This is a genomic window from Mucilaginibacter lappiensis, assembly GCF_050433765.1.
Taxonomy (GTDB): Bacteria; Bacteroidota; Bacteroidia; order Sphingobacteriales; family Sphingobacteriaceae; genus Mucilaginibacter; species Mucilaginibacter lappiensis_A.
This window is the reverse complement of the sequence record NZ_JBNPWP010000001.1, coordinates 787,032-801,184: the sequence shown is the minus strand read 5'-3', so window position 1 is coordinate 801,184 and position 14,153 is coordinate 787,032. Positions and strand designations below refer to the sequence as shown.

The 14,153-nt window shown below is 42.6% G+C and carries 9 protein-coding genes; 1 reads left to right on the top strand and 8 read right to left on the bottom strand.

Going from position 1 to position 14,153, the window contains the following annotated elements; genetic code table 11:
• Position 1 precedes the first annotated feature (1 nt).
• Positions 2-3,295 (top strand): GH92 family glycosyl hydrolase, encoded by a 3,294-nt coding sequence (locus M2273_RS03350; protein ID WP_429392979.1) that lies wholly within the window; start codon positions 2-4, stop codon positions 3,293-3,295.
• 5 nt (positions 3,296-3,300) lie between these two features.
• On the opposite strand, the gene M2273_RS03345 is transcribed toward M2273_RS03350, so the two are convergent.
• From M2273_RS03345 to M2273_RS03310, 8 genes are read right to left on the bottom strand one after another with little or no spacing between them, the layout of a single operon-like run.
• Positions 3,301-3,828 (bottom strand): hypothetical protein, encoded by a 528-nt coding sequence (locus tag M2273_RS03345; protein WP_429392976.1) that lies wholly within the window; start codon positions 3,826-3,828, stop codon positions 3,301-3,303.
• Positions 3,821-5,092, bottom strand: a complete 1,272-nt coding sequence (locus M2273_RS03340; protein ID WP_429392974.1) for a phthiocerol/phthiodiolone dimycocerosyl transferase family protein — start codon at positions 5,090-5,092, stop codon at positions 3,821-3,823. Before M2273_RS03340 ends, M2273_RS03345 begins: the two co-directional genes overlap by 8 nt.
• Positions 5,089-6,369, bottom strand: a complete 1,281-nt coding sequence (locus M2273_RS03335) for a condensation domain-containing protein (protein WP_429392972.1) — start codon at positions 6,367-6,369, stop codon at positions 5,089-5,091. Before M2273_RS03335 ends, M2273_RS03340 begins: the two co-directional genes overlap by 4 nt.
• Positions 6,370-6,374: 5 nt before the next feature.
• Positions 6,375-7,580 carry a glycosyltransferase gene (locus M2273_RS03330; protein WP_429392971.1) on the bottom strand — a complete coding sequence of 402 codons (1,206 nt, stop codon included), beginning with the start codon at positions 7,578-7,580 and terminating at the stop codon, positions 6,375-6,377.
• A gap of 9 nt (positions 7,581-7,589) precedes the next feature.
• Entirely contained in the window at positions 7,590-8,795 is a 1,206-nt protein-coding gene (locus M2273_RS03325; RefSeq protein ID WP_429392970.1) for a glycosyltransferase, read from the bottom strand.
• A gap of 22 nt (positions 8,796-8,817) precedes the next feature.
• Positions 8,818-9,579: an alpha/beta fold hydrolase gene (locus M2273_RS03320; protein ID WP_429392968.1), complete on the bottom strand. Its 762-nt coding sequence runs from the start codon at positions 9,577-9,579 to the stop codon at positions 8,818-8,820.
• Positions 9,570-9,869: an acyl carrier protein gene (locus M2273_RS03315; RefSeq protein WP_429392966.1), complete on the bottom strand. Its 300-nt coding sequence runs from the start codon at positions 9,867-9,869 to the stop codon at positions 9,570-9,572. Before M2273_RS03315 ends, M2273_RS03320 begins: the two co-directional genes overlap by 10 nt.
• Positions 9,857-14,134, bottom strand: a complete 4,278-nt coding sequence (locus tag M2273_RS03310) for a beta-ketoacyl synthase N-terminal-like domain-containing protein (RefSeq protein ID WP_429392964.1) — start codon at positions 14,132-14,134, stop codon at positions 9,857-9,859. The genes M2273_RS03315 and M2273_RS03310 overlap by 13 nt, the downstream gene beginning before the upstream one ends.
• Positions 14,135-14,153 lie beyond the last annotated feature (19 nt).

Below are 14,153 nucleotides of genomic sequence, written 5' to 3'. Positions count from 1 at the left end.
TATGTTTAAAAGAATTTTTTTCGGGATAAGGTATATATTGTTTTCGCTGATATTGCTTTTAGCAGGAACCAATATTTACGCGCAGGAAAAAACAAATCTGCACTATGTAAATCCCTTTATAGGCACTACTAAAAGTGGTGTACTTACCCATTGGGGTGGCGACGGTGGCACATATCCCGGCGCTGTGGCCCCGGCAGGCTTTATCCAGATAAGCCCCGAAACGCGGGTTGCAAAAGGCTATGATTATACCGATTCGGTTATTTATTATTTTAGCTGCCTGTGGCATCACAGTGGCTTTCCCGAAGGTTCGGCCGGGCGTTTGTTCATTATGCCGGTAACCGGCGAAAAACAGTTTGAACCTTCTAAATACAACAGTCGCTTTTCGCATCGTAATGAAGTAGCCCGGCCCGGTTATTACAAGGTGAAATTTAGTGATAACCATATCATTGCCGAAGCCAGCGCCGCCACACGTACAGGCGTGTTGCGTTTTACTTTCCCGGTTAAAGCAAAGGTTCAGGTTTTTGTAGGTAATACCGATAATATCAGCCTTATTTCAGGCCGGATAATCCACGGAGAGGTTCTAAACACGGTAATTAATTTCAGTGAAGATTACATTGAAAAGAAGCAGGTTAAAGATGGCTACCTGTTTACATTTAAAAACCCTGTTGCCAGCCCAAAGGTTATTGAAATTAAACTAAGTACATCAACAGTGAACTTTGCCGGCGCGCAAAATAATATTGATAAAGAAACTGGTAAGCTTAGTTTTGATGCACTTGCTAAACGTACATCAGGAGAGTGGGTAAAGCAGTTATCAACGGTTGATATCAGGGATACCAGTGAGGCTAATAAAACCATATTTTATACAGCACTTTACCATTCGCTTTTAATTCCCTGGGTAATTTCTGATGTTGACGGCAGTTATCGTGGAGAGGACGGGGTAGTTCATCGTGCCAGTGGAAAATATCAATACGGCGGTTTTTCGCCCTGGGATACCTTCCGTTCACTGCACCCATTGTTGAGTTTGCTGTATCCCGAAAAGCAAAACGACATCATTTTATCCATGCTGGATATTTATAAGCAGACCGGCCATTTACCAACCGAAAGCATGACCGGCAACCATTCGGTGCCTATTATTGTGGATGCCTATTTAAAAGGCATTACCGGCTTTGACAAAACACTGGCTTATGAGGCCATGAAGAAGAGCATCATTGATTCGCCTTTTGTACAAAAGGACATGGAGATCTATCATCGTATGGGCTACGTTCCTTATTCTAATTCGGAATCAGTAACCCGAACGGTAGAGTATGCCTATGACGATTGGGCATTATCCCAATATGCCAAACAAGTGATGCATAACCAGCCCGACTATCAGCTTTTGCGGCAACGGGGCTTTAATTACAGGAACCTGTTTTACCCCGAAGGCTTGTTTTTGCTCCCGCGATTAGGAAAGGATTTTAAGATCAACCCGGGAATGTCAGGCTATAAAGAAGGAGATAAATGGGTATATTCTTATTTTGTGCCCCATAATGCTAAAGACCTGGTAAACCTGATGGGAGGCAACGAGGCTTTTGCTAATCGTTTAGATTCAGCTTTAAGGAATGATGTAATACTGTTTGATAACGAGACTGTTATACACTTGCCTTATCTTTTTAATTCAGCTAACCGTCCTGATCTTACTCAAAAGTGGTGCAGGGATATTATGTTATCGCGATATAAGAACCGTCCGGATGGCTTGCCCGGCAATGATGATCTGGGTGCCATGTCAAGCGCCTATATATTTAATGCGCTGGGGATCTTTCCGGTATCTCCCGGCCGACCGCAATATGCCATAGGTTCTCCATTATTTCAATCGGTAAAGCTGCATTTAGCTAATCATAAAACATGGGTAATTGAAAGCAAAAACCAATCTGCCGCAAACAAATATATAGCGTCATTAACCATAAATGGTAAACCCCATGATCAGTTGGTGATACCTCATTCCTTAATAACACAAGGGGGCACGATGCAGTTTACCATGAGCCAAGGTGCACCTAACCGCTGGCCTGTTGATAAAGATCCCATATCCTTATCAGAAACTAAAACACCAGTTGATATACAGCTATTAAAGTACAACCTGCAAAAAACTAAGGCAGAACCTAATGAACTTTTATGGCTGCATTTTACAGTCAAAAATAATGGTGCTCCCGGTACTAAGAATATCAAACTATATGTTGATGGAAAAGAAAGTGCTTCTAAAAATTATCTTGTTCAGCAAGGCGCCACGATAACAGATTCCATCAGTTTCAGGTTGTACCGTTTAGGAAAAGTAAGCATAGGCCTGGATAGCAAGGGTGGTAATATAGTTGAAGTTATTGAACCTGCAGGGCAGGTAAAATATCCTTTTGAAATATCAGCGCTTAGCCTTAAACCGCTTATACAGCAAAATCAGGAACAAAGGATCAGTTATACCGTAAAAAATCTGACCGGTAAAGACCAGCAGTTTAGCATCCCGGTAAATATGAATGATTCCCTGTTATATACCGACCATATACAGCTTACTCCGGGAGAAAGTAAAATGCAGGAACACCGTTTTATTGATCATAAAACCGGGCTTAAAGCGCTCAGGGTTGATAGCTCAGGAACAAAATATAAGGTTTATAATAACAATACCACATCATTACTTCTTGACTTATCGCTCGTTGCAAATAGTAAAGATCAGCTTGTTACAGATCGGTCGGGTTTTGATAATAATGCACATATTATCCGCTCAAAGACAGAGTCAAACCAAACAGGGAAAAGGATATTATTGGGTGATGATTGTTTTGCAGAAGTACCACACGCCCTAAGCCTGGATAATATGGGGCAAACTATTACCATGATGACCTGGGTTTATCCGCAGGGACAGGAAACAGGCCTTGTGGATATGCTAACCAAGGGCGATACGCATGTTTTACAAATGATGAATAATAAAGCGCTTACCTTTTTTGCAGGCGGATGGGGCAGGGGAGATTGTACAGTAAATCTTCCGGCCGATTGGAAACAACACTGGCACCATATTGCAGGTGTTTGCAATGGCAACACCCTGTTTATTTATATTGATGGTAAATTAAGTGGTACGTCAACAGTTGAAGGAACGGTGAGCCTGTCTACACCCAACAAATGGCAAATAGGGCGCAATGAAGAATTTCCCTCAGAGAGGGTGTTTCATGGTTATATGGATAACATAAAGGTTTATGCTCAACCACTATCTGCTGATGAGGTTATGGAGGTTTTTAATAAGGAGCGGGCCAGCTTTGAAAATCATCCGGAAAACTAAATGACCTAAGCAGATACGGGCACTTCCGTTTGCTTAAACATGTATTTTTTTAGTTTTTTAATCGGCAGATAAGTAAAGATCACGGAGTACAAGCCGGCTAATAATCCATCAAGAAAAGCCAGTAGTGTTCCATTAAAACTATAGTGTTCAGGCAAGTTTAATTGTACACCAAACATAAGCGCCAAAACAAACAATAAAACACAAAGACCATGAATGGTGGCCATTTGAAAAATAAACTTGTTTTTGTTAAGGTTATCATCAACTGCCAGATCAATAGCGCCCTGCTCTGAAAGCAGTATGGTCTTTTTGAGAATATCAAAGGTGATGATGAATGGTATAAATAATGACATAGGTAATGTAAGCCTTGCCAGATTCTGTTCGCCCGCAAATAAGTAAGCATATCCCAATTTAGCGAAACTGGCATAGGCAATCAGGGTATTAAAAAAAATATTGGGAATAATATAGTACAGCAGTTTTTTCCGCAGAAACCGCTTTAGTGTAGTTTTGGCTTCTTGTTTAACTATATCAGGCATGTGATAATTGCTGTAAATTGGCAAACAGTATTTCCATTGTTGCGGCTTTGATCTTTATAGCGTCGGCTTTATCAAGGAATGCATCGTTTGACATAAATGTAAAATCCATCCGGTTTTTAAATGTTGTTGTTACCAATGTATTAGGGTTACGCCACGGGAACGCGACCGTTGGACTGTAAATGGTTTCCAACTCAAAAGACTGATAGGTTTCAGGGATATTCAACCTGCCCATATTAGATAGGGTAATATCATGCGTACCATCAGTTGCCTTTAAAAACTTAACCATCCTGTTAACTGACGCGTGCATATATTCACCCATCCATAACATTTCATAGGTGTTCATGGCTTCAATTTTGTTCGTAAGGTCGGTTTTAATGTTACGGGCCAGAGTCCAGAAATCAATATCCTGCTTCTTATCTATAGTGAGCTCAACTATGGGGGCAAAGGCAAACATGGTGTCCTGTTTTATTTCAGGAATAAAACGCCTGATATCAACCGGGCTTATAACCTTCCCCCGGGCTTTATCGCCCCTTATTTGCTGAAACGCTTTCATAAAAGCTACGCATAAAGCACCATGTACAGAGGTGCCTGCATTTTTGCAAGCATCGGTTATTGAAAGGGTGTGTTCTTCATCAAGTTTCCAGTGCAGTGCATAATTATTTCCGCTGCCAAATTTGTTGCGGGTGTTTTTAAACAGAAAAAACAGCTTACCTAAAAATGAAAATATCCGGGCTTTACGGGCATTTTTAACCCGGTCAAAAGTATCAGGCATTAATTCTTTTACCGAATTAAATGTAGTATAAGCTTCAAGTTCCTGCTCAGGATCATCCAACAAACTTAATATCTCACGCATTAGGGCTACGCAGGTACTTCCATCACAAACGCAATGCGGCATTACCAATAGCAGTTCAGACACCGTTGCTGACCGTACCCAAACCAGCCTGGCCAGTGGCTCATTTACTCCATCAAACAGCTTATACCATTCTGTTTCCGACTCTTTTAGCCAATCATCATCTGTGAACCGCTCTGCTATACGAACAGGGATCATACGAACACTGTCATTCAGAATAAAATATGGCCCACCTTCCTGATCTTCATCGATACATACACGCAAGAGAGGGTGTTTATGCTGAACTTTAAAAAGCGCGGTTTGCAGGTTCTCCGGATTTATACTGCCATGTATCTTTGCGGTGAATACACAATTAAGCGGCGTAGTAGCATCTACGTGCATAATTCTTTCCACCATCATCAGTTTTCTTTTCATACTACGGCTATAACTGCATGACCAATCTGTTCTTTAATGATCGAAATTATTTTATCCTTAATAGCCAGAGCTTCCTCATAAGGGATAAATCCTTCGCTGGCGATAAAAGAAAAATCCATATGTCCCCTGTAAGTAGAGGTAACCAACGTAGTAGTATTACCAAGCGGGCCAATTACCGAAGGGCTGAATATGGTTTCCAGTTCAAATAATTGATACTGATGCGGGATATCGATCTTGCCAAGATTAGAAAACATACAGTCGTTACTGGATTTCCCATTTTTTAGAAGGTTAGTGAAATTATCCATGCAGGCATGGGCCGATTCCATCATCATCATAGTTGCATATGGGTCAAGCTTTGCCGATTTTTTATCGACGTGTTTTTGCCTGGCCTTTATATTATCTAAAAAATCAAGCCCAGGATAAGCCGACACCACCAGCATTAAGCCAAATGCGAAGATCTGGTCTTTTTTAATTTCGGGAGCAAACCGACGGATATCTACCGGGCAGGATACTTTGTTATGCGCCTGCTCTTTTCTTACTTGCTTAAAGGCACTCAATACCACACCGCACAACATGGTATTTACAGTTATCCCTGCCGATTTGCAATAAACAACCAGATCTTTACTCAATTCCCGGTCAAATTTCCAGTGAATAAGGTAATCGTTTTTCCTGTCAACGCCGTTTTTCTTAACCGGTATAAGCCGCAGAACCAACGTGGCTAATCCGCCAATCAGCTTTGCTTTTATTTGTTTCTTTCTGTTGTTAAGTATGGCTGGGGGAATAATATCTTCGACCCCTTTTATCGGATCTTCTTTGCCTATATCGGCATTGGGGTCATCCAAAAGTTGCAGCAATTCGGTTAAAATACTCATGGCCGAACCACCATCACATAAACAATGATGTATAACAAATATCATATCTGAAACAACATCGTCCTTTATCCATACCAGGCGTATAAGCGGCCCTTTTGCAGTGTCAAACGGTGTGTGCCATTCTTTTTGTGACTCTGTTTGCCAATCATCATCTCCTGTTCGTTTTACTATTCTGACAGGAATTTTAACTGATTGTGCCTCATCAACAATAAACCAGGGCCTTTGCTTTTCGTCATCCTTTACAAATGCATTTAGCCAGGGATGTTTTTCCTGTAATTTTTCCAGTGCATGATGCAGGTCAGCTTCAAAAAAAACGCCCCGAAGCCTAAACGGAATAACCGCGTTAAAAAGGGTGTTCCCATCGCCGTGCAGCATTCTTTCGCCAAATAGTAGTTTTCTTCTCATAGCCATTAATTTAATGGTTCAAGAATTTGTTCGGCTTTTGCAAAATCTTCCAGTAATTGTACTGCCTTGTCATTACCGCCGGCTGCTATAAAGGTTTCTCTAACTTTTTGTGCGGCAGTACGGTAATTAGGATTTTGCAACAATTCAAAAACAGTATCACGCAGATCGGTTATCCTTAAACGTTTGTAGCGTATGCTGATACCTGCGCCTGAATTTTCAATAAGCTTTGCCGTGTGGAAATGATCATAAGCGATAGGGGTGATGAGCATAGGTAAACCATTGGTAAACGTATCATTAACGGTATTAAAACCGCCATGGCAGATCACCATGTCCATATGTGGCATTAGTTCCGTTTGGGGTACAAAACCATTTACGATAAAATTATCCGGCCATACCTCAAAAATATCAGGATTAGTAGCGGCAATGATGGTTACCGGCTGATCAGCAAAAGCAGTGATCAGCTTTTGGAAAAACTCCTTGCGGATATCAACCAGCAGGGTGCCTAATGACACAAAAACTTTTGGAGTGGTGGCTTTCGCCAATCGTTCCCAATCAAAAGCAGCTTCGTTTGGCCTTCCCTTAACAGGGCCTACAAATTTCATGTGCGGGGGCACATCACTGAACTCCGCAAATGCCTGAGAGGTAAATATCATATTAAGCTTATGCGAATGGATAAATATTTCATCGCCATAAACCCCAAACTCCTGTTGCAAGCCTTTGGTCAGGTTTTGCTGCCACTCAAATATTTTAGGGGCACTGTTTGCGGTATCGCCCATTACATCAGGTGGTACCGGGGTAGTTGTTACACATGGGATGCCTTTGATGTGGGCACACAATGCACCTGCAAAAGTGATACAATCATTAATGATCACATCCGGTTTCCAGGCATCAACAAAATTACTCAGTCCTGGCATCATGATACGGGCGAAGGGTACGTAGGTTTCTTCCAGCGCAAGCTTCATAACTTCGGGACCTGAGCAGGCTGGCCCATCGTCCTGTCGTTTTAATATACGGGTTATTTGCTCCTGGTGTTCTTCCAGCTCTGCTTCGGGAACTATAAATTCACCGCCAACTGGCACATGCTTAGTTGCAAGTGGTGTTATGCCCAGCCATTTTACTTCATGCCCGCGGGCAATTAAGCTGGCGCCTATACTTAATGTGGGACTGATGTGACCAAAAAATGGCGGAACAACAAATAAAAATCTTGCCATAATAGCGTTTTAATTTTTTAATACTTCTAAAGGTTGTTTAATGGCGACCTGTTCGAGCAGATCAGTCGCGGTTTCTGTACCGCCGGCATTCAGGAACGATTGTTTTAGCTGTTCTGCAGCTGCTTTATAATCAGGGGTACTTAATATCTCATTAACGGAATCTTTAAGATGACCGGCTTTAAAACGGTTAAAATTTAACCGCAGTCCGGCTCCTGTACGAACCACCCGCCCTGCAACGTGCGATTGATCATAAGCAATAGGGATCACAACCATAGGCAAACCATTCAGCAGGGTTTCGCAAACGGTATTGTGCCCGCCATGGCATACTACAGCATCCAGGTGGGGGAGTAATTCTAACTGTGGTACTTGTGTTTTAACTATAAAATTTGAGGGCCATTCATCAAACAGGGCAGGATCTGAAACTACTACAACTGTAAGCTCCTCATTGTCAAATGCCTCGATCACTTTGGCAAAAAAGCTCTTTTTATGCTCGTGATCAAACGTGGTACCAATGCTTACCAGTATTTTTGGCCTGTTACTTGCCTGTAACCTATACCAATCAAACGTTAACTTAACCGACCGACGATTGATCACCGGTCCCGTAAAACGATAGTGTACAGGTAACTCCATTTCGCCAAAAAACAATTGTGAGGTAAGTACCATGGTAAGCAGGTTTGAACATGCTATAGACGAGGCATTATCGATACCAAACTCCCGTTGCAGGGCTACTATCTGGTTCACTTCCCATTCATGTACCTTCGGCAATTCATCCATTACCTTTATAGCCGCCGGGGCTGTAACCGATGTAGCATAAGGCAGGTTTTTATTAACCGCGGCAATGGCTCCGGCAAACATTTGGTGATCAGTGATAACCAGATCAGGCTTAAATTGATCAAGCAAGTTGACTATACCCTCATAGCTATGCCGGTTTAGGGGAATCAACACCTCTTCATACAAAAATTTGATGCTATCTATACCGTAAACAATTTTTTTGGTGATGATATCCAGGTATTGCTCACTATCCTGTTTCTGCTGGTCGCTTTCGTCATAGTTGATGTATAACAGTTCGCCGCCTTCAGGTAATTTTGATGCTAACGACTTATCGAGTGTTATCCAGCCAACCCGGTGACCACGCTGCAGCAAAACAGCACCCATACTTAAAGTTGGGTTAATATGCCCGGTTAAAGGAGGTACAACAAATACAAACTTTGCCATGATGATGCTTTAGGGGTATTATTTAATTCATAAAAAATGTATTGATCATATTGCCAACCAATACCGGTTCCTGTATCGGGATGTTATGATCACCGGGTACAGGCATTAGTTCCGAGCTTTTTATCATTTTGCTTAATTGTTCTCCGGTTCCCAAACAGTTAGAGTCTGATCCGTAAAGCAGCAGGGTTTCTTTGTTTATGGTAGTAATTTCAGGATCGCTAAAAAAGTCTTTTTCGGCCACCATATCGTTTTTTATACTGGTTTGGTAAAACAGATATTCATACATCCGGTGATTGCGTTCCATTTGGCGTTTACCCATTTTTACCTTGGTGGTATCTGTGAAATTCTCTACATAATGCTCCAGGAACTCCCGGCTATAATCATCAATAATACCACGCGCTTTTTCGTCGCTAGGATCAGGCGCTTCAATAATGGCCAGTTTTTTAAGTTTTTCAGGAAAACGAAGTGCCATTTTTAAAGCGATCAACCCACCAAAACTGTAACCCGCCAAATGCACTGTATTTAAATTCAGTGTTTCCATCAGGGCATAAAGGTCATCGGTCATGCTATTCAGGTCATAGCCATTTAATGTACATTCGCTCATGCCATGGCTTTTCAGATCGTACATTACCACATGAAAATGCTCGGCCAGTATTGGAGCTATATTAAAATAATACACAGAGAGGTTGCTAAACATACCATGGATCAGCAGCACAGTTTCAGTAGCTTCTTTGTTAAGCTCCTGGATATGTACATCCCTGTTATTTATCTTAATTATTGGCATTCGTGAATGTAATTGATGATCATACCTAAGTTCAGGTTAATAAGCTGGTCAAGATCCATTGATGATAACCAGCCGGTAAAATCTATCTGATCGCCAAAATGTGCCTTTATTTTTTCGGAGAAGGATACAATTTCAATACTGTCCATTTCCAGGTCTTTGGTAAAAGAACTTTCAAGGGTGATATCCATCTCTTCAACAAATTCTTCGCCTATTACTTCGGTAATAAATTGTTTCATAAGATCAAAGATCTCGTCGCTGTTCATTTTTGCGGTTGATGCTACTGTGTCCATCCTATTATGTAATTTTTATGTTTTAATGTTTTTATGAAAATGTCATTGATGCGCAGTTCATCGCCCTTGACCTCTTGAACTGCGTATGCCTTCGGGTTACCCTGCAGGCCTTTGCCCAGGTATTTGCCATAGGCTTCTTTAGCCACCCAAAAGCGGGTTGCCCATTCGGCTTTGTCTCTATCAGCTAATAAGATTATTTCTGTTTCTGAAAATACCATGTCAAAAAAGCCCTCGCCGCGTTCTTCAATCGTTTCTATATCGATGCCTACCGGTTTATCAAATTGGGCAATACCAACAGCATCGGTGCCTTTATGGGCAATAGATATGTGAATGCCATCGGTAAGGCCTCCATGCGGATAGGGTTTACCCAGTTCATCTGATTTTATTTCGAAAGTGATAGGGTAGCAGGCTTGTTGTTTGGCTTTATTCAACAGGTTCCTCACAGCATCCTTTACGGCAACGCGACTGATCATCCAAATTTTTCTTTTATTAGGCATCATGCTATTATGATGCTTTTTCTCGTCCTGATTGAAATAGCGTTTCAATATAAAATCCCAGGAAACCACGCGCGAATAAGCCTGATGGAACATGAAAATGCCCGGAGCAATTTCTTCCGACAAACGGTTGTGCAAGGGAGACATAGACACATTCCATAAAGGTTCGTCAATTTCAAGCCGCCTGTTTTGCCAGCCCGAAATAATGGCCCAGATCCGGCCATCGCGTTTCATCACAAAATCTGCTGTGGCAAATTCATCATTAAGTTCTGTAAGTACACAGGTGCATTCAAATTGTCCCTGCTGATCTTCCATTAGCCCGAAAAATTCGACCTCCTGTATTTTTACTGGGAAAGCTATGCGGTCTTTGGTGAGCGTTAACTGTAACCATAATCCAAATAATTGCCCTGCATTGTCTAACAGGGAGCCTTTGCCGGCAGCGCCTTCAATAATGCCTGTAATGCCTTTGCTGCCAACCGCTTTTAATGATCTGATGCCCTGATAACGCGGGCCATGAAACATATGTGCATCATAGATCTGTTCAGGTGTACGTTGTATATCCAGCGTTTCGCCAATATCAAAATGCCTGTTGGGTGCTGCATTAAGCTGTTTGGACAACTGTACCTCGGCATTGGCAAATCTATCAAGATCAAGATATACGCGTTGCTGGTCTTTCCATTCACCAGTGACAGTTTCACGGAAAGGTTTCACTACGTTCATCCATTGAAACACTTTGATGTTCATGATCTTTTGAACCTGCTCACCCGGTGATTGCTCTGCAGCTATTTCACCAAACATTTCAAATATCATGGTCATGGGGATCACGGGATCCATATCTTCCACACAATGCCAGCCTTTTGGTTGCCTTAACAAGGAGTGGTCTATCAGATATGGGCAGTTATCCAATGTAACGTCTAATTGTTTGGAGAACGGAACCCGTTTTGCCGGTGATGTTGTTACAGATAGTGGTGCCGCTACCGGGGGAGATGTTACTACTCCCTGCATTGTCCTTACTACCGGTTGCAAAGTACGGTTCTGAAAAAGCTGCAGCATTTCTGTTTGGATGCTAACCATTTCGGCCACATTGCTGTTAAAAGCCTGCATAATAGGGTCTGCTACATCAACCAGTAATGCTTCGCGGTTGATTGGAGTCGGTTGATGAGTTTGAGTTGCAAGCCCTTTTACACCTTCCAGTTTACGAACTATGGGAGATCCTAATTGTAGTTTAATACCTTTAATTGCTGCAGGCGCAGTAGTTTTTTTATGTCCCATAAAGTCCATTCCAACTTCTTTACCCTCTACAAATAACGCTGCCAACACCCGTTGTAATTGAGTTAAACCCGACCGGATAGGTACGTTGGAGGCTATGGTACTAAAGTTCTTTCCTTTTAAGGTATCGTCAATAAAACCCATTAAGCCACCTGAACCAACCTGGATAAAAACCCGGGCGCCTTCACTGTACAATCTTTCTGTAAGCTCACGGAAACGCACCGGTTTGATGAGGTGTTCGGCGCTTAATTGCCTGATAGCTTCAAAACCCTCGGGATAAAGCGCTAAAGTGGTTGCCGACCATAACGGTGTAGTTGTTTTACGGAACTGCATATTACGCATCCCGTCAAGAATCAAATCCAGCTTGTCGGCCACAAAAGGGGAGTGGAAACCCGATTGAAAAGGCAGAATCTGGTGAAAGATCTGCTTAGCTTTCAATATAGGCACCAGTTCATCCAAGGCAGGTTTGCTACCGCAAAGTATTACCTGTTGCGGGCAATTATCATTGGAAAGATATACGTCTTTAATATTGGCTATAATCGGCTCCAACTGGTCAATTCCGCTACCTACGGCAATAAATCTGGAGTCTTTTAATTCAAAGGTTTCGGGGTTTAAAACATCAAGCAGTTCCATAACCGAAGTTTCTTCGGCCAGTTCAGATGAACGGGCTGCCAGCCATTCGCCTAAGCTATGCCCGGCGTTCATATCAGGCTTTATACCTAATTGTTTAAGGGCGGTATCCAATACGCGGCTCTTGTTTAATATTCCTAATGCTTCGCTTAATAAGCCTTCGGCTTTTGTATCGGTGTCCGTAGCTATGTTAAAATAATCAGCTACAGTAGTAACCTCGCCACCCGCCAAACCATCCAAGCCGGGGAATACAAAAGCAATTTTTCCGCCATTGTTAAGCAGGGGCGAATTGGTGTACCAGATGTCCTGTTTATTGCGCCATGGATTGTTTTTAGTAGCAATTTTAGCAGCTTTTTTTAGCCGCTCAGGTGTTGGATTGAATACGGCGATGCGGTAGTTGCCACTTCCTTCGGTGAAATCCTGTGTTTTCAGTGCTGTGATCAGCGCTTCGTTACTTTGCCTGGCAAGGAGTAATACTTCGTCTTTTTTAGGCGAATTAAATCCTTCAAGCACCACATGGGCGTTAATACCCCCAAAGCCAAATGCATTTACCCCCGCAAGTTTGGGCAAACCTGATTCGGCCCAGTTCCGTGGGTTCTTTACAGCCGAAAAGCGGGTTTTGCCCATCTGCGTCAAAGGAGTTTCGCAATGCAGGGTTGGGGGTAAAGTATCGTGATATAATGCCAGGCAGGTTTTTATAAAACCGGCAATACCAGCCGCGGGCATGGCATGACCAATGTTTGATTTTACAGTTCCGATACCCGCGTTAGGCAGATCGGGGTGATGGCCAAAAAACTGTGTCAGGGTTTCCAGTTCAGTTTTGTCACCAAGAGGAGTGCCAGTGCCGTGGGCCTCCAGGTATCCAATGTCATTTATAGCTACACCTGCATTTTCCCACGCCTGTTCAATAGCTTTAAGCTGACCTTTTACGGATGGGCTCATTACGCTGGTACCACTGCCATCACTGCTAACACCAACGCCTTTAATTACGGCGTAAATCTTGTCTTTATCCTCAATGGCATCTTCCAGTCGTTTTAAAACCACAAAACCACAGCCTTCGCCAATAATCAATCCATCGGCATTGGTATCAAAGGGTTTTATTTTTTCCTGACGGGACAAAGCGCCCAACTGCGAAAATATACTCCAGAAAGCGGCATTTTGACCCACGTGTACACCACCGGCTATAACCATGTTACAGCGCCCGCTGTTAAGCTCCTGAACGGCATGATCAATAGCAATGAGTGAACTGGCACAGGCGGCATCAAGCGTAAAAGCCACACCGCCAAGATTTAGACGGTTAGCTACCAATGAGGCAACCAGGTTGGGGATAAGCCCCATAGCGGTATCGGCACTAAAGCGACCTTTGCGCAGCTGAAATTCGTGCTTTACTTTTTCTATTTCATCCTCACCCAAGTTTGGCAGGATATCTTTTAGAATGGAGGCTATCTGCTCACCCGTTCTTACAATTTCAATAGCCCGCGTTGCGCCCGGACCTGCATAATTACCTTTGCCTATAATGATGCCTGTTTTTTCGAGCGTGATATTTTTTGCAAATACACCGGCATCCTCCAAAGCTTTATATGCCAGATCGAGCGTTAATAAATGATCAGGCTCGGTACCTTCAACCGCTACAGGAAGGATGCCAAAACGACGCGGATCAAATTCATAATCGGGAATAAAGCCCCCACGATTGCAATAAAAGCGGTCGACACAAGAATCTCCTTTGTCAAAATGCACCGGATCTATGCGATCTGACGGCACTATTTGAGTTGAGTCGACCTTATTAATTATATTTTGCCAAAAAGTTTCTACATCAACCGCACCTGGAAAAATGCATGACATTCCAATTACTGCTACGTCGGTTTTCTTCATGAGTGATGGGTTTAAGCTG

Excerpts from the sequence above, each read along its gene's own strand:
- M2273_RS03340 (WP_429392974.1), bottom strand. The coding sequence starts at position 5,092 with ATGAAAAGAAAACTGATGATGGTGGAAAGAATTATGCACGTAGATGCT.
- M2273_RS03335 (WP_429392972.1), bottom strand. The coding sequence starts at position 6,369 with ATGAGAAGAAAACTACTATTTGGCGAAAGAATGCTGCACGGCGATGGG.
- M2273_RS03345 (WP_429392976.1), bottom strand. The coding sequence starts at position 3,828 with ATGCCTGATATAGTTAAACAAGAAGCCAAAACTACACTAAAGCGGTTT.
- M2273_RS03315 (WP_429392966.1), bottom strand. The coding sequence starts at position 9,869 with ATGGACACAGTAGCATCAACCGCAAAAATGAACAGCGACGAGATCTTT.
- M2273_RS03350 (WP_429392979.1), top strand. The coding sequence starts at position 2 with ATGTTTAAAAGAATTTTTTTCGGGATAAGGTATATATTGTTTTCGCTG.
- M2273_RS03330 (WP_429392971.1), bottom strand. The coding sequence starts at position 7,580 with ATGGCAAGATTTTTATTTGTTGTTCCGCCATTTTTTGGTCACATCAGT.
- M2273_RS03310 (WP_429392964.1), bottom strand. The coding sequence starts at position 14,134 with ATGAAGAAAACCGACGTAGCAGTAATTGGAATGTCATGCATTTTTCCA.
- M2273_RS03320 (WP_429392968.1), bottom strand. The coding sequence starts at position 9,579 with ATGCCAATAATTAAGATAAATAACAGGGATGTACATATCCAGGAGCTT.
- M2273_RS03325 (WP_429392970.1), bottom strand. The coding sequence starts at position 8,795 with ATGGCAAAGTTTGTATTTGTTGTACCTCCTTTAACCGGGCATATTAAC.